Source organism: Variovorax paradoxus (assembly GCF_029919115.1).
GTDB classification, from domain to species: domain Bacteria; phylum Pseudomonadota; class Gammaproteobacteria; order Burkholderiales; family Burkholderiaceae_C; genus Variovorax; species Variovorax paradoxus_O.
The window spans coordinates 4,180,050-4,196,614 of the sequence record NZ_CP123990.1 but is presented as its reverse complement, the minus strand read 5'-3'; the positions used below and the strand labels follow the sequence as shown (position 1 = coordinate 4,196,614).

The 16,565-nt window shown below is 65.4% G+C and carries 18 protein-coding genes and 5 tRNA genes; 8 read left to right on the top strand and 15 right to left on the bottom strand.

The features are described from left to right. Positions 1 to 94 precede the first annotated feature (94 nt). From QHG62_RS20215 to QHG62_RS20180, 8 genes are all read right to left on the bottom strand, one after another. Positions 95 to 775 (bottom strand): Crp/Fnr family transcriptional regulator, encoded by a 681-nt coding sequence (locus QHG62_RS20215; protein ID WP_281147466.1) that lies wholly within the window; start codon positions 773 to 775, stop codon positions 95 to 97. A 242-nt stretch (positions 776 to 1,017) separates the two neighbouring features. Next, positions 1,018 to 1,581, bottom strand: a complete 564-nt coding sequence (locus QHG62_RS20210) for an HNH endonuclease (RefSeq protein ID WP_281147465.1) — start codon at positions 1,579 to 1,581, stop codon at positions 1,018 to 1,020. Between the two features lie 59 nt (positions 1,582 to 1,640). Then, positions 1,641 to 1,717 (bottom strand) — tRNA-Asn (locus QHG62_RS20205). A gap of 49 nt (positions 1,718 to 1,766) precedes the next feature. Further along, on the bottom strand, positions 1,767 to 1,967 hold the full coding sequence (locus QHG62_RS20200) for a short-chain dehydrogenase (RefSeq protein WP_281147464.1): 201 nt from the start codon (positions 1,965 to 1,967) through the stop codon (positions 1,767 to 1,769). 102 nt (positions 1,968 to 2,069) lie between these two features. After that, positions 2,070 to 2,147 (bottom strand) — tRNA-Arg (locus tag QHG62_RS20195). Positions 2,148 to 2,269: 122 nt separating this feature from the next. After that, positions 2,270 to 2,345: transfer RNA gene (locus tag QHG62_RS20190), tRNA-Pro, on the bottom strand. A gap of 21 nt (positions 2,346 to 2,366) precedes the next feature. After that, a tRNA-Leu gene (locus QHG62_RS20185) sits at positions 2,367 to 2,451 on the bottom strand. Between the two features lie 147 nt (positions 2,452 to 2,598). Continuing rightward, positions 2,599 to 2,675: transfer RNA gene (locus QHG62_RS20180), tRNA-Gly, on the bottom strand. A 608-nt stretch (positions 2,676 to 3,283) separates the two neighbouring features. Between QHG62_RS20180 and QHG62_RS20175 the strand changes: the two genes are divergently transcribed. Then, a complete protein-coding gene (locus tag QHG62_RS20175) occupies positions 3,284 to 3,670 on the top strand; it encodes a hypothetical protein (protein WP_281147463.1) in 387 nt (128 codons plus the stop codon). A 26-nt stretch (positions 3,671 to 3,696) separates the two neighbouring features. Here QHG62_RS20175 and paoC read toward each other — a convergent pair whose 3' ends face one another. The 5 genes from paoC to QHG62_RS20150 form a co-directional block, all read right to left on the bottom strand. Then, positions 3,697 to 5,910 (bottom strand): aldehyde oxidoreductase molybdenum-binding subunit PaoC, encoded by a 2,214-nt coding sequence (gene paoC, locus QHG62_RS20170; RefSeq protein WP_281147462.1) that lies wholly within the window; start codon positions 5,908 to 5,910, stop codon positions 3,697 to 3,699. Between the two features lie 5 nt (positions 5,911 to 5,915). Then, positions 5,916 to 6,866, bottom strand: coding sequence for an FAD binding domain-containing protein (locus tag QHG62_RS20165; RefSeq protein ID WP_281147461.1), 951 nt, complete (start codon positions 6,864 to 6,866; stop codon positions 5,916 to 5,918). Then, complete coding sequence (gene paoA, locus QHG62_RS20160) at positions 6,863 to 7,522, bottom strand: aldehyde dehydrogenase iron-sulfur subunit PaoA (RefSeq protein WP_281147460.1); 660 nt, start codon at positions 7,520 to 7,522, stop codon at positions 6,863 to 6,865. Before paoA ends, QHG62_RS20165 begins: the two co-directional genes overlap by 4 nt. Before the next feature lie 198 nt (positions 7,523 to 7,720). Next, a complete protein-coding gene (locus tag QHG62_RS20155) occupies positions 7,721 to 8,662 on the bottom strand; it encodes an AraC family transcriptional regulator (protein ID WP_281147459.1) in 942 nt (313 codons plus the stop codon). A gap of 76 nt (positions 8,663 to 8,738) precedes the next feature. After that, positions 8,739 to 8,894, bottom strand: a complete 156-nt coding sequence (locus QHG62_RS20150; RefSeq protein WP_432445626.1) for a hypothetical protein — start codon at positions 8,892 to 8,894, stop codon at positions 8,739 to 8,741. Positions 8,895 to 8,975: 81 nt separating this feature from the next. On the opposite strand from QHG62_RS20150, the gene QHG62_RS20145 reads away from it, so the two are divergent. Continuing rightward, entirely contained in the window at positions 8,976 to 9,281 is a 306-nt protein-coding gene (locus QHG62_RS20145; protein WP_281147458.1) for a hypothetical protein, read from the top strand. 14 nt (positions 9,282 to 9,295) lie between these two features. Next, positions 9,296 to 9,592 (top strand): YciI family protein, encoded by a 297-nt coding sequence (locus tag QHG62_RS20140; RefSeq protein ID WP_281147457.1) that lies wholly within the window; start codon positions 9,296 to 9,298, stop codon positions 9,590 to 9,592. Between the two features lie 7 nt (positions 9,593 to 9,599). Here the strand turns inward: QHG62_RS20140 and QHG62_RS20135 are convergent, their stop codons facing one another. Together QHG62_RS20135 and QHG62_RS20130 are read right to left on the bottom strand one after the other, a co-directional pair. After that, complete coding sequence (locus QHG62_RS20135; protein WP_281147456.1) at positions 9,600 to 10,502, bottom strand: beta-1,6-N-acetylglucosaminyltransferase; 903 nt, start codon at positions 10,500 to 10,502, stop codon at positions 9,600 to 9,602. Positions 10,503 to 10,573: 71 nt separating this feature from the next. Beyond that, a complete protein-coding gene (locus tag QHG62_RS20130; protein WP_281147455.1) occupies positions 10,574 to 11,473 on the bottom strand; it encodes a LysR substrate-binding domain-containing protein in 900 nt (299 codons plus the stop codon). 122 nt (positions 11,474 to 11,595) lie between these two features. On the opposite strand from QHG62_RS20130, the gene QHG62_RS20125 reads away from it, so the two are divergent. The 5 genes from QHG62_RS20125 to QHG62_RS20105 all read left to right on the top strand — a co-directional run bounded on the left by QHG62_RS20125 (position 11,596) and on the right by QHG62_RS20105 (position 16,550). Continuing rightward, the gene (locus QHG62_RS20125) at positions 11,596 to 12,756 is read left to right on the top strand and encodes a CaiB/BaiF CoA transferase family protein (RefSeq protein WP_281147454.1); all 1,161 of its coding nucleotides are present in this window, start codon (positions 11,596 to 11,598) and stop codon (positions 12,754 to 12,756) included. A 52-nt stretch (positions 12,757 to 12,808) separates the two neighbouring features. Next, on the top strand, positions 12,809 to 13,726 hold the full coding sequence (locus tag QHG62_RS20120) for a dioxygenase (RefSeq protein ID WP_281147453.1): 918 nt from the start codon (positions 12,809 to 12,811) through the stop codon (positions 13,724 to 13,726). A gap of 12 nt (positions 13,727 to 13,738) precedes the next feature. After that, positions 13,739 to 14,545 carry a citryl-CoA lyase gene (locus QHG62_RS20115; protein ID WP_281147452.1) on the top strand — a complete coding sequence of 269 codons (807 nt, stop codon included), beginning with the start codon at positions 13,739 to 13,741 and terminating at the stop codon, positions 14,543 to 14,545. After that, positions 14,542 to 15,507 carry a Bug family tripartite tricarboxylate transporter substrate binding protein gene (locus QHG62_RS20110; protein ID WP_281147451.1) on the top strand — a complete coding sequence of 322 codons (966 nt, stop codon included), beginning with the start codon at positions 14,542 to 14,544 and terminating at the stop codon, positions 15,505 to 15,507. The genes QHG62_RS20115 and QHG62_RS20110 overlap by 4 nt, the downstream gene beginning before the upstream one ends. A gap of 62 nt (positions 15,508 to 15,569) precedes the next feature. Then, complete coding sequence (locus tag QHG62_RS20105; protein WP_281147450.1) at positions 15,570 to 16,550, top strand: Bug family tripartite tricarboxylate transporter substrate binding protein; 981 nt, start codon at positions 15,570 to 15,572, stop codon at positions 16,548 to 16,550. The last annotated feature ends 15 nt before the right edge of the window (positions 16,551 to 16,565 follow it).

Genomic DNA, 16,565 nt, shown 5'->3' with positions numbered 1-16,565 from the left:
GAAAGGCGAGAACTTGGGCAACTGTTCCGGGACGGACATTCGGGCCGCTAATTTCTAAGGAAAAACCCTCCGCTCCAGATGCGCGGGATTCCGGTCAGGGATACCGGGCAAGTGCCTGCCGGTCCATCACGGTGATGTAGCCGTAGCCCCGTTGGATGAGGCCCGCGGTTTCGAGTTCGGTCAACGCGATGTTGACGCGCTGGCGCGAGATGCCGACCAGCAGCCCGATCTCCTCCTGGTTGATCCGCAGCGTGGAGTCGGTGTTCGGGTAAAGCACCGGATGGAAGAGGCTGGAGATGCCGCGCGCCACGCGCGCAGTCGGCTCGAGCAGGCGGTCGAACTTCACCATGGCAATGAACTGCCCGAGCCGTTCATTCAAGTGCGAAAGCATGAAATGGTTGAACGGAATGCTCCGGTCGAGCAACCAAGAGAACGTGGCCCTCGGCAGGTGGACGGTGATCGTCGGCCGTGTTGCCATGACCTCGTACCTGCGGTGCTCGGGCTTCAGCAGCGACCCTTCGCCGATCCATCCGCTGGCCGCGACCCCCGTGAACATGATCAGGCGGCCGTCCACCGTGGTGTCCTGCACTCGAAGAAAGCCTTCCAGCACGCCAATCCAGCTGTCGGCCATCTCGTCGCGCTGGCACACATAGGAGTGCGCTTCATGGTGCCGGACGTACAGGGCCTCGAACGCCTTCGTTCGCTCCGCCTGTGTCAGCGCGCGCGGCCAGATGCAGCGCTCGAAGAAGGCATTCAGTTCCTTGGCCGGAAGCATGCGTTACCACCGCGCCATGCGACAGATATCGGCACGGGCAAAGAACGAACCAGAGCGGACTCTCATCGCGAATTTCCTTCAGCTGCCGAATCCTATGGGCGCTGGCTTGCCGAGTTTGTAGCGTGGACGAGATTTACGCCTTTGCACCGCTGGGACAAACCCTGACGAGAGCGCGCCGCGGGGCGCTTCGCATGGCGCGAAAAGAAAAAGGGGCGCTCCTCGCGGAGCGCCCCTTTGTTCGTTCAGTTGAGCCGCGAGCCCTTCGGCAGTCGGCTTGCGAGCCAATCGTGCACGTCGGCTCGCACGTTCCGGCCTTCCAGAAGAAAGTCTTCCCAGCGGCTTGGCACGTACGGCAGGTAGACCAGCTTCATGTCCGCTTCCTCGGGCAGGCGGTCTGCTTTTTCCGAGTTGCAGGCGCGGCAGGCCGCGACCAGGTTCATCCAGTCCCAGCTGCCGCCGCGGCTGATGGGAAGAATGTGCTCGCACGTGAGGTCTTGTTCGCGAAAGTGCTGCGCGCAGTAGGCGCAGGTGAAGCGGTCGCGCACGAAGAGCTTGCGCCGGCTGAAGGCCGGGGTGTGATCGAACAGGTTCACCTTCGCGCAGCCCTTGAGCGCGATGATCGGCGAAATCTCGAGCCGCGACTCCGCGCCGCGCGCCACGTTGAAGCCCCCACGCATCGTCGCCAGCGGACCGGCGCCGTCTTCCCATACGACGGAATCCGTCGCGTAGTGAGCAGCGGCGTGCTCAAGCGAGATCCAGGCCTGCGGCGTTCCCTGGATGTCGAGCTGAAGAACTTGGGGTTTCATGATGACGGCCTCCTTTCATGGCCTCGCTTTTGTGGGGGGACTCTCCTGTTTGTTGGTTGTGGCTCCTCGACCTGGGTTCGAACCAGGGACCTTCGCATTAACAGTGCGACGCTGCTACCAGCTGAGCTACCGAGGAAAAAAGAATGTGTTCGAGCGAGGGGGCGGCGGCAGCATTGCCGCGGCTGTTACCACTCGCCGATTTCGCGCACGCGCTGATCGAAGTCGAGCTTCTCGAAGCGCTCGCGTGCGCGCTCGGCGTCCCGCTGGCGCTGCCCGGTCATCGCGCCGAAGCTGCGAGTGACCGCCTGCACAAGCGCGTTGCGAGGCCTGGGCTCGGACACCAAAATGCTGTTCGCCGGCCGGCGATGGCTGGTGGTGAGTCGCATGGATGTCCTCCTTTTGGCCGCGCTGGGCGGTGGTGAATGATCTCTCTCTGTATATCGGCGGGCGCCGTGAAATGTTGAGCGGCTGCTCGCACTCCAGGTGTATGGCCCCACGCACACGATTCGAACGTGCAACCCCCGGCTTCGTAGGCCGGTGCTCTGATCCAGTTGAGCTAACGCGGGAAGGGGGAAAGGCCTCTCGGCCAATGCTCCAATGGTGTCCGGTTACGAGTTCCGGCGCCTCCCGATCTTTGAGGCCGGTTTCCACGAGAGGACGATGTGAATCGCCCGGTCTCGCTCTTGTGTGGTCGGGGCGGCAGAAATCGAATCTGCGACCTGATGCTCCCAAAGCAACCGCGCTGCCAACTGCGCTACGCCCCGAAACTTTCGAATGAATCTGGTTGGGGCCCCAAGAGAGCCTCGAACTCTCATGACTTTCGTCCCCGGCTTCTGAGGCCGGTGCGTCTTCCAATTCCGCCATCGGGGCATTCCATTTCGGTTGTGTCTTCACGCGATTCGAGCGCTTGCGCGCCCACGTCGGCATCGCTGCACATGGTTGGGTCCAGACCGTGCACATCCCTCCAGGCCGCCGGCGCGGTTGGCCTCTGGAGGTGCTGCAAAGGCACACCCGAAATGGAGCAGCAGGAGGGCTTCGATCCCTCGGCCTCAACGTTGGCGACGTTGCGCTCTACCTGGCTGAGCTACGGCTGCATGTTCTTGCGGATCGTCGGCCCACCAGTAAGGGGCGCGACCCGCGGCAAGTTTTTAAAGAGCATTCACCCGCGCAGTTCAGCGGGTGAGTTCACGGCAGCGCGATCACTGCAGTGGCGGCGTGCAACGGGTGCCGTTCGCGGTTTGCGCTGCGAATCGGAGTCCGCGACATGGGGTGAGTAAAAAAACAAAAAGGCCCGGAATCCATTTCGGAATCCGGGCCTCTGGCAAGAGAGCTTGGAAGGTATGCGCCTACGCGCTACCTCCACCCGGGTGCGGCTGATCCTCGTATTGCTGTCCGAGCCACAAGGTGGCTGGCATTGCGGGAAGGGAGTTCAGCTGCGAATGCATGTTGGACGCCGCCAGATTGCGACCGCCGCGAAACGAGACGCGCACGAACGTCCGACCCGATGCCGGTCGGTTGTTCAGTGAGATCATGTTTGCTTTCACGATGGTTTCCAGTGCTTGGCGAAGTTCTCGATGATTCGAAGTTGGTTGTTGCGGATGAAACGGGGACGAAGCAATTTCGTCGATGGGATGTACTGTAAACTCGGTTTACTAATTCACGCAACACTTTTTTTGAGTGTTGTGTTTTTTTCTCACCAAGCATGTCCCTTCCAGCCATTCGCCGCAACAACGTCCTGCTTCTGTTCGGGGAGTTTGTTGCGGAGCATGCGGCCAATGGGGCGGAGCCGCTCGGCCTTGCAGCCAGGTTTGCACAGAAGCTGCAAATCTCGGCCAGCATGTGGAGCCAGATCAAGAAGGGCCGGGTGATCTCGGACAAGCTGGCCCGGCAGATCGAGTCCCATTGCGGTAAGGCTCCACTCTGGCTCGATGCACCCCAAGCCGCCGACCCTTTGCCAGACGCGGGAGAGGAGAGGTTCGTGGAACTGGCGCGCCAGGCCTACAGGGCGCAGAACGCGCGCGGCAAGCGTGCGCTGCGCACCATCTTGCTGGAGCACGCGAACCCGCCAGGGGCCCAAAGCCCCGGGTAGGTCGGCAGTGCCACCGCCCGCCCGGCTCAGGCCACCGGCGGCAGGCGGTCCAGCAGCTTGTCGAGCGTGATCGGGTAGTTGCGCACCCGAGCGCCCGTGGCGTTGTAGACGGCATTGGCCACCGCTGCCGCCACGCCGCACATGCCGAGTTCGCCCACGCCCTTGGCCTTCATCGGCGACGAGATCGGGTCCGTCTCATCGAGGAAGATCACTTCCTGGTGCGGAATGTCGGCGTGCACGGGAACCTCGTAGCCCGCGAGGTCGTGGTTGACGAAAAATCCGTGCCTCTTGTCGAGCGCCAACTCTTCCATCAACGCGCCTCCAACGCCCATCGTCATGGCGCCGATCACCTGGCTGCGCGCCGACTTGGGATTGAGAATGCGGCCGGCCGCGCACACGGCCAGCATGCGCCTGACGCGTATCTCGCCCGTGGCTGCATCGACGCCGACCTCCACGAAATGCGCGCCGAAGGTCGACTGCTGGTACTTCTTGTCGAGGTCGCCGTACTCGATGCCGTCTTCGGCCGCCAAGCCGTTCGCACCCGCCGCTTCTGCCATGGGCACCACGCGCTCGCCGGACCGCACCATGCCGCCCGAAAACTCCACGCCTGCCGCAGATGCAAAGCCCAGCTTGCTTGCAACGGCTTCGCGCAGCTTCATGCAGGCGGCATAAACGCCCGAGGTCGAGTTGTTGGCTCCCCACTGCCCGCCGGAGCCTGCCGACACGGGGTACGCCGAGTCGCCCAGGCGCACCAGAACCTTGTCGAGCGGCACGCCCATCGTTTCTGCAGCCGTCTGCGCGATGATGGTGTACGAGCCCGTGCCGATATCGGTCATGTCCGTTTCGACCGTGACCATGCCGCGGCTGTCCAGGCGCACACGCGCAGCCGACTTCGTCAGCAGGTTGTTGCGGAACGCCGCGGCAACGCCCATGCCGACGAGCCATCGCCCGTCGCGTTGGCGGCCCGGCGTGGCGTTGCGCTTGCTCCAGCCGAAGCGCTCGGCACCCGTGCGCAGGCACTCGATCAGCTTGCGCTGCGAGTAGGGGCGCTCCGGTTTTTCCGGGTCGACCTGGGTGTCGTTGAGCACGCGAAACTCGATGGGATCGATGCCGAGCTTTTCGGCCATTTCGTCCATGGCAATCTCCAGCGCCATCATGCCCGGCGCCTCGCCGGGCGCGCGCATGGCATTGCCCTCGGGCAGGTCGAGCACGGCAAGCCGCGTGGTCGTCAGCCGGTTGGCGCCCGCATAGAGCAGCCGGGTCTGGTTGACCGCCGTCTCCGCCTGGCCGCCAGGCAGGTCGCCGGACCAGCCTTCATGCCCAATGGCCGTGATCTTGCCGTCTTTTCCGGCGCCGATGCGGATGCGCTGGATGGTCGCGGGCCGGTGCGTGGTGTTGTTCATCATCAGCGGCCGCTGCAGTGCCACCTTCACGGGCCGCTTGGCGGCGCGCGCGCCCAATGCGGCAAGCAGCGCATCCGCGCGCACGAACAGCTTGCCGCCAAAGCCGCCGCCGACAAAGGGCGACACCAGGCGCACGTTCGCCTTCGGAATGCCGAGCGTCTTGGCGACGTCGCCGACGCCCCAGGCGATCATCTGGTTCGATGTCCAGATGGTGAGCTTGTCGCCCTTCCACTGTGCAATGGAAGCGTGCGGTTCCATCATCGCGTGCGACTCGTCGGGCGTGGTGTAGGTGGCATCGAGCTGCACCGGAGCTGCGGCAAATGCGCCAGGAAAGTCCCCGGTCTTCGTTTCAGGCTGCCCAGAAAACGGGTTGGGCTCCGGCAACTGCGCCCCGCCCATTTCTGCCGACAGGTCGAAGCGGCCCGCTGCGCGCGTGTACTCGACACGCACCAGTTGCGCCGCTGCGCGCGCCTGCTCGAAGGTGTTGGCAACGACCAGCGCCACTGCCTGGTGGTAATGGTCGATATCGGGCCCGCCCAGCAGCTTGGCCGTGTTGAAGTCGCCCTTGCCGAGCTTGCCCGCATTGCGCGCCGTGACGATGGCCAGCACGCCCGGCGCCGCGCGGGCGGCGTTCAGGTCCATCGAGGCGATGCGGCCTTTGGCAATGCCCGCGCCCACCACGTACCCGTAGGCGGCGTTGGGTACTTCGGTGTTGCGTTCGTAGGCATAGCGCGCCGAGCCCGTGGTCTTGACCGGACCATCGATCCGATCCGTCGCCTTGCCGATGATCTTGAGCTGGTCGATGGGGTTGGTGGTGGCGGGTGTGTCGAATTTCATGATGGTCAGCTCCTCGCTTGCACCAGCGCCGCAGCCAGCGCGCGCTCGGCCAATGGCAACTTGAATGCGTTGTCGTGCGTCGGCTGCGCGCCGGCCAGCAGCTGGGCGGTCACCGCCTTGGCGCCCTGAGGCATCGCGGCCTCCGCGGACTCCAGGCGCCACGGCTTGTGCGCCACGCCGCCCAGGGCCACGCGGCCGGAGCCGTCGCGCTGCACGATGGCCGCAACCGACACGAGCGCAAAGGCATAGGAGGCGCGGTCGCGCACCTTGCGGTACACCTGGTTGCCGCCAATGGGCTTGGGAAGCGTGACGGCGGTGATCAGCTCGTCCTTCTCCAGCACCGTTTCGATGTGCGGCGTGTCGCCCGGCAGCCGGTGAAAGTCGGCAATCGGGATCACTCGCGTGCGGCCATCGGGGCGAACCGTTTCAACCGCCGCGTCGAGCACGCGCATGGCCACCGCCATGTCGCTCGGATGCGTTGCGATGCAGGCCTTGCTCGTACCGATCACCGCATGCTGCCGCGTGATGCCGCCGATGGCGCTGCAACCGCTGCCGGGCTGTCGCTTGTTGCACGGCTGGTCGGTGTCGTAGAAGTAGGGGCAGCGCGTGCGCTGCAGCAGGTTGCCCGCCGTCGTTGCCTTGTTGCGCAACTGGCCCGAGGCGCCCGCCAGCAGCGCGCGCGAGAGCACGCCATAGTCGCGCCGCACGCGCTCGTCGGCCGCCAGGTCGGTGTTGCGCACCAGCGCGCCAACACGCAAGCCGCCCTCGGCCGTGGGCTCGATCTTGTCCAGTGCAAGGCCGTTCACGTCGACCAGGTGCGGCGGCGCTTCGATCTGCAGCTTCATCAGGTCGAGCAGGTTGGTGCCGCCTGCAATGAATTTGCCACCCGGGTTGCGGGCCACGGCTGCGGCGGCCTCCGCCGGGGACTGTGCCTTCTCGTAGGTGAATGGCTTCATGCCCTGCTCCCCGCCACTTCGGTGATGGCCTCGACGATGTTGGAGTACGCGCCGCAGCGGCAGATGTTGCCGCTCATGCGCTCGCGCAGCTCGTCGGCCGAGAGGATGGGGCGTGCAGTGAGGTCGGCGCTCACGTGGCTCGGAACACCGCGCTTCACCTCGTCGATCACGCCGACGGCCGAGCAGATCTGGCCCGGCGTGCAGTAGCCGCACTGGTAGCCGTCATGCTTGACGAATGCCGCCTGCAGCGGATGCATGTTCTGCGGAGTGCCGAGCCCTTCGATGGTGGTGACCTGCCCGCCGTCGTGCATGACGGCGAGCGTCAGGCACGAGTTGATGCGCCTTCCGTCGGCAATGACCGTGCATGCGCCGCACTGGCCGTGGTCGCAGCCCTTCTTGGTGCCCGTCAGGTGTAGATGCTCACGCAGCGCGTCGAGCAGCGTGGTGCGCGTGTCGAGTTCGAGCGAATGCGTCTTGCCGTTGACGTTCAGCGACAGCTTTGCGCGCGGCACTGCGCCTGCCCCAGAGGCCGTGGGCGCAGCGGGTGCCGCAGAAGCAGGCGATGAAGACGAGACCGCCGTGGCCGTGGCGGCGGTTGCGGCGCCGACAATGAGCGCGTCGCGTCGCGAGATCAAGGGGGTCGTGGCACTGTCCATGTCAGCTCCTGTTGTTCGAGGTTCGTGGGGTTCTTTGGGCGATCACCGCTGATATCGCGAGCCATCGGCAATGGCAATAGGAGACGGGCTCTTTGTTGCCGGTTGGGTTCCCCGACAGCAAAAAGTCCTCAGCCCGAAAGGCAAGGCCGGATCACCGTTTTTAGAAGCCGCGCGCGGGATCTGATAGAGCAATCCGCTTCATTTCTTGCCTGATCCGCTGAGCTCGACACCTCGCAGCACGTCGATGTCCCGCTTGGGCGGAGCGCCGAACAACCGGCTGTATTCGCGGCTGAACTGCGAGGGGCTTTCATAGCCGACGCTGAAGGCGGCGCTCGCCGCGTCGGAGTGCTCGCTCAGCATCAACCGCTTGGCTTCGTTCAGCCGCAGCCACTTCTGGTACTGCAGCGGGCTCATTGCGGTGAGCTGGCGAAAGTGGTGATGGAACGTGGGCGTGCTCATCTGCACGCGCGCCGCGAGCTCATTGACGCGAAGAGGCGAGGCATAGTTGAGCTTCAGCCAATCGATGGCTCTTGCAACCCTGTAGCCTTGGCCATCCACGGAGGCGATCTGCCGCAGCTTGGGCGCCTGGTCGCTCATCAGCAGCCGGTAGTGAATTTCTCGGTGGATCAGCGGCGCAAGAACAGGAATGGCCGCGGGCTCGTCCAGCAGTTCCAGCAGGCGGCCGAACGGCGCCAGCAGCGCGGGTGTTGCCGTGCCGATGCCCACGCCCACCCCTAGCGGACGATCGCGATGCGGCGGGAGGCCGCCCTGCGCGACCAGCTCGGCCAGTATCCGCACGTCCAGCTTCAGCACCAGCCCGAGGCAGGGCCGCTCAGGGCTTGCCGCCAGCACTTCTGAGTTGGCGGGCACGTCGAGGGAGGTGACGAGAAAACGCGATGTGTCGTACGGATAGGCGTCACCACCCACCCACATCTGCTTTGCGCCTTGCGCGACAAGCACGATGCTCGGCTCGACCATGCACACCATCGGCGCCGCCGGGACGTCGCGCCTGAAGAAGCCGAGGCCTGCAATGGGCGTTTCGAAGTCGCCAGAGCCCGTGGTGCGCGCGCCGATGATGCGGACCATTGCCTCCTGCGGCGGAACGGGCAGGGCGGCCGTGTCGTGGGGTTTGGGTGCCATGTTGCTGGAGCCTTCCGCGGAACACTCTAGCGCCGGGGCAAATCCTTGACTGCAAAAGAGCGGCAGTGCCAGAGGATCAGGCAAGAAATCGAGTGGAATGCGCAAACGATCGGTTGGGCAGTGCGCCGGAACGTACAGCCTGCGGTGTCGTGCCGGTCCACCCCTGAAACGCCCGCACAAAGGAGTTCGGGTCCTCGAAGCCCAGCAGAAACGAGATTTCCGCGCCGGACATGTCGGAGTTCTGCAGGTAGGGGTGGGCCAGCGAGGCTATTCCGAATCGCTCGACCATGAAGTCCGAGGGTTCGGAATCCGCGTGGCATTGGTGGAGCCGGCCTTCACCCGCACGGCGCTCGAGGAGAGTGCGGCCCAGCCCGATCGCATGTCCGAGGCATACGAACAGGGCCGCTCGGGAATGAATGCCACCTGGCGCAAGGCCATCGCCTCAGGCGATACTGCGGAAGAAGTTGCAAGCACGGTGGTCAAGGCGGCCACTGCTGCAGCGCCGAAGCTGCGCTACACCCCCGGCAAGAAAGCGGGGCAGCTGCGCCTCATGCGGCGCTTTGTGCCCGAGAAGACTTTCGAGAAGAGTTTCCGCAAGGAAATGAACCTGTCGGCCTGATTCAAGGAGCCCGAATGAAATACTACCTGTGCAAGTTCCTGCCTCCGCGCGCCGATTTTCTGGCGACCATGAGTTCCGAAGAGGCCGACCTGATGAAGCACCACGCGGCCTTCCTGAACGATCTGCTCGACAAGGCCGTCGTGGTTGCGCACGGGCCGGTGGACGATCCGGCGGGCGGATGGGGCCTGTCGCTCTATCAGGTCGGCGAAGATCAGGACATCCACGCCCTGACCTCGCAAGACCCGATGGTGGCTGCCGGCGGTGCGCGCTACGAGATTCTTCCGATGCGCCACTTGCGTTCGCGCGGCTGAGCCGGCGCTACGCAGTCTTCCTGTTTTCTTCCGCAGCCAGCTCGTCGATCTCGTCCAGCCTGTCACACAGGTCGCCCGAGATGCCGCTGCCGACCTTGCGCACGAACCACCTGTCGGACGCGACGATTTCGTCGCAGTCCGCGGCGTGAAACCAGCGCGACAGCGAGGGGTCGATCAGGTGCAGGTTGGCCGCATCCCACACGCCCGAGCCGCTGACGCGCTTCACGCTGTGCCGCAGCGGAGAGTGTGCAAGCAGCGTATGAAAGTAGATTTCGTCCGGCGCTTTTGAAAACCGCAGAAAGCGCTTCGCCGCCCCTTCGAGCGGGTGCGAAACGAGGTACCCCACGGCTTCGGGTGTCAGCGCCCACCATTGGGAGCCGAAATGCCATTGTGGAATGGCCGCAAACGAACGGCGGCCGAGCTTGCCGGCAAACTGCAGCAGGCCGCGCGCCAGCCTTACGAGGGTGAACTTGCGGCCGTCGACCGGAAGGTCCTGGTAGAACCAGAAATGGCGAACGCGCTCATGCAGCTTGCGCGTGCTTGCGAGCGGAATCATCTTCAGAAAGTTCATGCCCGCATGCGACCGCGAATAGTCGCGAAACTCTTCGAGCGGACGCACCGGGTAGCAGTTGCCGGAGAGCAGCACGAAATGGCTGACCTGCGTCGCGTCGCATCTGGCGAGTGCGGTGCGCATGAGCTTCAAGGTGGCATCGACCTGCGAGATGGCGCCCCAGCGCACGTCGACGCGGTCGTGCAGGTAGTTCACGCGCGAGTCCTCGATGCGGAACGCCGAAAGGTCGGACTTTGCATCGACATGGACAAAGCAGCGGCCCACGGGAACCAGCCGCTGCAACAGGCGCTTTACCTGCTGTGGGTCTGCGTGGACAAGCAATAGGAATACCGGGCTCATGTCACGGTGCGCTCAGTGTTGGGGTTCTTTCGATCATGCAAGAAGAATGCCCCGGACACCAGTGCGCCCCGCTACTGGGTACCCTGCAGGCTGCTTCGCAGCGCCAGCTTGCGCACGATGGTCGAGAACGCGCGCGTGGCCGCCGCGTCGCGCGCCACAGGCGACCACAGCATGCCGGGCGTGCGCACCGGCGTGGGGCTTTCGAGCCGAACGACCACGAGGCCCGACTGAGCAGTAACGACATTGGCGGCCATGATGGAGGCCAGCTGCGTCTTGGCGACGAGGTCCATCATGGGTGCCAGCGTGTTGATTTCCGCCACCACGTGGGGCTGCGCGCCGCAGGAGCGAAAGCATTCGTCGAGCATCTGGCGGGTGGCGAAGCTGCCTGGCAGAAGCACCATGGGCAGGCGATGCAGCTCCACCATGCGCACGCGCTTGCGCCGCGCAAGAGGGTGCTTCTTCGCCACCACCAGAACCATCTCCTCGTTGTAGAGCGGCTCGAACTGGAGCGGGCCGGGCGTATTCGGCCGGTAGGCAATGCCAAGGTCGAGCGTGCCCTGTTGCAGCCGCGCGGCAATCTGGTCGGCCGAGAGTTCTTCCACCACCACCTTCACCTGCGGGTGCTTGCCGTGAAAGCTCGCGATGCAGTCGGGAATGAAGCCGAGGTTGAAAGTATGCGTGGAGCCCACGCGCAGTTCGCCCGCCACGTCGGAGCTGCTCTGGCGCAGCGCGCCCAGGCCCAGGTCGATCTCGTGCAGGGCCTTGGTGCAGTAGTGCAGAAACTCGTCGCCCGCCTCGGTCAGGCTCACCCGCTTGCCGATGCGGTCGAACAGCGGTTGGCCGATTTCTTCTTCGAGCTGCTTGATCTGGTGCGACAGGGTCGACTGCGTCACGTGCAGGCGCTCGGCCGCGCGGGTGAAGTTGAGCGAGCCTGAGAGGGCGATGAAGTAGCGCAGGTGCCGGAGTTCCATGGCGGTTTTGGGTGCCGATGATCGATGGCATCGATGCTAACGATGAAAAACAATCATTTTCAGAAACGGCCGGCGCCGCCTACAGTTTCTTCCAGTCCTTACAACAATCAGGAGACGCCTCGGTGCAAAAAGTCCTCAGCGGCATCAAGGTGCTGGAACAAGGCACGTTCATCACAGGGCCGGCCGCGGGCATGTTTCTCGCAGACCTGGGTGCCGAGGTGGTGAAGATCGAGCAGCCCGGCGCGGGCGACCCGTTCCGCGCTTTTCGCGGCGGGCTCTACAGCCCTCACTTCCAGACCTACAACCGAAACAAGCGCAGCATCACGCTCAACCCCAAGCTGCCCGAAGACGCGGCCGTGTTCGACGAACTCGTCAAGGACGCGGATGTCTACATCCAGAATTTCCGGCCCGGCGCGGCCGACCGGCTTGGGGCCGGCGAAGCCCGCCTGCGCGCGCTCAATCCGCGGCTGGTGTACTGCGCCATCAGCGGCTTCGGGCAAACGGGCCCCGCCGCCGGCCGTCCCGCCTACGACACGGTGGCGCAGGCCGCGAGCGCCTTTCTCAAGCTGCTGGTGAACCCCGCCAACCCGCGCGTGGTGGGCCCCGCGTTGGCCGACGCCATGACCGGCTTCTATGCCGCCTATGGCGTGCTCGGCGCGCTGGTCGAACGGGGCCGCACCGGCGTTGGCCGCGCGGTGGAAGTGTCGATGCTGGAGGCCATGTGCCACTTCAACCTCGACGCATTCACGCACTACTTTTCAGAGAGCGAGGTCATGGGCCCGTTCAGCCGGCCGAGCGTGTCGCAGTCCTACGTGCTGGAGTGCGCGGACGGCCTCTGGATTGCGCTGCACATGTCGTCGCCCGAGAAGTTCTGGCAGGGCTTGGCCAATGCGATCGAGCGGCCGCAGCTTTTCGCGGACCCGCGCTTTGCCTCGCGCGAGGCGCGCATCGCCCACCAGGAAGACCTGATCACGCTGCTCGGTGAGCTGTTCCGCCAGCAGCCGCGCGCCACCTGGTGCGCCCGGCTCGAGGCGGAAGACGTGCCGCATGCCCCCATGTACGACACCCGCGAGGCCATGGAAGACCCGCAGGCGCGGCACCTGCAATTGGAGGTGAGCGCGCCGCATCCGGAGGGCGGCGAATGGCGCACCATCCGCTCGCCCGTGAGCTTCGACGGCGAGCGCGCGCTGGAAGTGACGGCGCCGCCCACACTCGGCGCCGACAACGCATCCATCGTCGATCCGATCCGCAAGCGCCTGGGGCAGCCGCCGGGCGCGAGCTGAATCTCTCTCGACACAGCCCTTGAATCAAAACAGAGCCAGGAGACAAAAGAACATGACCCCATCGAACGAAAGCGAGCTGACGCACGCCGTGCTGCAGCGGCTGGAAGGCGCCGGCGATGCGCGCTTTGCAGAGATCATGCAGTCGCTCATCACCCACCTGCATGCGTTCATCCGCGAGGTGGACCTGAAGCCCGATGAATGGATGAAAGGCATCGAGTTTCTGACGGCGGTGGGCCAGACCTGCACCGACAAGCGGCAGGAGTTCATCCTGCTGTCTGACACGCTGGGCGCCTCGATGATGGTGGTGATGCTCGACCAGCTGCGCGCCGCCGCCGGCAAGCGCAGCCGCGCGGGCAGCGGTGCCACAGAAGCCACCGAGCTGAGCGAGGCCACGCACGCCACGGTGCAGGGCCCCTTCTATTGGGAAGGCGCACCCGATCTGCCGCTGGGTGCCGACGTGGCGCAGGGCGCGCGGGGCGAGCCGACCTTCTACAGCGGCCGCGTGACCGACACCCATGGCCAGCCGCTGCAGAGTGCGCTGCTCGACATCTGGTCGGGCGACGGCGAGGGCGTGTACGACATGCAGATCGAAGGCGCCGCTATGGCCGCGCGCGGGCGCATCCGCACCGACCATGAGGGCCGCTACTGGTTCTGGTCGATCCGCCCGACCTTCTATCCCATTCCGGTCGACGGGCCCGTGGGCCGCATGCTCGATGCGATGGGCCGCCATCCCAACCGACCCGGGCACATCCACATGATGGTTTCGGCGCCGGGCCATGTGCCCGTGACCACGCACCTGTTCGTGGCCGGCAGCCCGTACATCGAATCCGATGCGGTGTTCGGCGTGCGGCCCAGCCTGATCGTCGATTTCGAATCGCACCCCGCGGGTCGCGCGCCCGACGGCAAGACGCTGCAAACGCCGTACTGGTCGGCGCACTACGACTTCCGCCTCGAACCCCAACACGCCTGAAAGACGCCAGCCATGAAGATCGGAAAGTCCACCGTCCCAAGCACCGCCATCTGCACCTCGGACGAACACACCATCGTCGTGCGCGGGCAGGACCTGTGCCAGGAGCTGATCGGGCACCTCTCGTTTGCCGACTATTTCTTTCTGCTGCTCACCGGGCGGCGCCCCGATGCGGCGTGCAGTGCCGTGCTCAATGCCACGCTGGTCGCCATTGCGGAGCACGGCCTGGTGCCCAGCGTTCAGGCCAGCCGCATGACCTTTGCGGCAGCGCCCGATGCGCTGCAAGGTGCGGTGGCGGCGGGCATCCTCGGCTGCGGCTCGGTGATCCTCGGCGCCTCTGAAACGGCCGGCCGCCTGTTCATGGACGTGGCGGCACGCGTGGATGCGGGCGCCACGCTGCCAGACGCCGCCACGGCAGCCATTGCCGAGCTGAAGGCGGCGCGCGCGGCCATTCCGGGCTACGGCCATCCGCTGCACAAGGAGCGCGATCCGCGCGTCGACCGGCTGATCGAAGTGGCTACGCAGGCAGGTGCAGACCTGCGCTACGTGCGCATTGCGCAAGCGCTCGAAGAAGTGATTCCGGGCATCGTCGGCAAGGACCTGCGCATGAACGTGTCCGCAGCCATTCCGGCGGTGCTGCTGGGTGTGGGTTTTCCGGTGGCGTCGCTGCGGGGCGTGCCGATTCTTGCGCGCACGGCGGGGCTCATTGCGCACCTGGCGGAAGAAGCTGAAACGCCGAGCGGCTTTGCGCTGTCCTATCAGGCCACGCGCGAGCTCCAGTACAACGGCACCGTGCCCGCGGGCTTCGGAAAACCGGCATGAAGCGCCGCGCAGTCCTGGCAGCGGCAACACTTGCCGCCACGCTGCTTTCGCAGGCCGGCGCTTGGGCGCAGGCCGGCGACAGCAGGCCCATCAAGCTGGTCGTGCCCTTTGCCGCCGGCACCTCGACCGACATCGTCGGGCGCGTGTTGGCCGAAGCCTTGGGGCGCCAGCTGTCGCAGCCAGTGATCGTCGACAACCGGCCCGGTGCGGGCGGCGCCATCGGCAGCGAGCTGGTGGCCCGTTCGGGTGCGGAAGCGCACACCGTGCTGCTGGGCACCGTGGGCACGCATGCCATCAACGCCTCGCTCTACAAGCGGCTCTCCTACCAGCCGCAGCGCGACTTCGTGCCGCTGGGCTTTGTGGGCGCGACGCCCACGCTGCTGGTGGTGCCCGCCGCGGCACCGTGGAAGACGGTGGCGGACATGCGGCAGGCCAGCGGCAAGTCGGTGAGCTTTGCGTCGGCCGGCAACGGCACCTCGGGCCACCTTGCGGGCGAACTGCTGAACCTGCGGCTGGGCAAGGACTTCGTGCACGTGCCTTACCGCGATGGCGCGCAGGCGCTCACCGAGGTGATGGCGGGCAACGTGCAGTTCATGTTCTATCACCCGGCCGCCGTGCTGCCGCAGGTGCGCGCCGGCAAGCTGCGCGCCCTCGGCGCATCGAGCGCCCGGCGGAGCACGGCCGCACCCGATGTGCCCACGCTCGCCGAGCAGGGCATACCCGACTTCGACCTGGTCGCGTGGTTCATGTTGTATGCACCCGCCGACATGCCTGCCGCGCAGCGCGACCGGCTGCGCGAAGCAACGCAGGCCGTGCTCGCCCAACCTGCGGTGCGCGACAAGCTGGCAGTGCAGGGCATCGAGCCCATGGCCATGAACGCGGCGGAGATGGCGGCCTTCGGCACGGCCGAGATCGCGAAGTGGGGCGAGGCCGTGCGCCGTTCGGGCGCACAGGTCGATTGAAGAAAAGACAAGAAGCGAAATTACCAAAACACGGGCACGCAGCGGCCCAAGGAGACAAAGAAATGCGTTCGACAACCTTCAACAAGATGCTCGGCCTGGTGCTGGGCATTGCGGGCAGCGTGGCCTCTGGCCTTGCAGGTGCCCAGGCACCCGAATGGCCGAGCAAGCCGATCAGGATCGTGGTGGGCTTTGCACCCGGCACGCCGCCCGACATCTTTGCGCGCCTGTACGGCGAGTACGCAAGCCGCAAGCTCGGCGTGCCCGTGCTCATCGACAACAAGCCCGGCACGGCCGGCAACCTTGCGTCCGACACGGTCGCCAAGGCGCCGCCTGACGGCTACACCTTTCTCTACAACCTCTCGACGGCGTTCACCATCAACCCGTACATCTACAGCAAGCTCCCGTTCGATCCCGACAAGGACCTGGTGCCGGTTGCAACGACGATGCGCCAGGGCCTTGTGCTCATCGCCAACTCCAAGTTTCCGGCCAAGACCATCAAGGAACTGGTGGCCGCCGCCAAGGAGAAGCCGGGCACCTACTCGCATGCCTCATATGGCGCGGGCAGCCCGTCGCAGCTGATCGTCGAGTCGCTGAAGGACGAGGTGGGCATCAACATGCTGCACGTGCCTTACCGGGCCAGCCCCATCGCCGACTTGGTGGGCGGGCAGGTCGACACGCTCATGGAGCCCATTGCCACGGGGTATCCGCTCATCAGCAGCGGCCGTGTGCAGGCCCTGGCGTACTCGGGGCCCACTCGCCATCCGGCATTGCCTGACGTGCCCACGCTGTCAGAGGTGATGCCAGGCTTTTCGATGATGTCCTGGCACGGCATCTGGGCGCCGGCCGCCACGCCAGCCGCAGTGCTCAACCGTTTCAACGCCGTGTTCGTCGAAGCCAGCAAGGACCCGGACCTTGCCAAGCGCATCAAGGAGCTCAACAGCGAACCGCTGGGTGTCACGCGCGGCGAGATGAGCGCCATGGTGCGGCGCGACGCGGAAATCTACAGCAAGGTGGTGAAGGCCCGCAACATCCGGGTGGATTGAAGCAGGCAGCCGCCG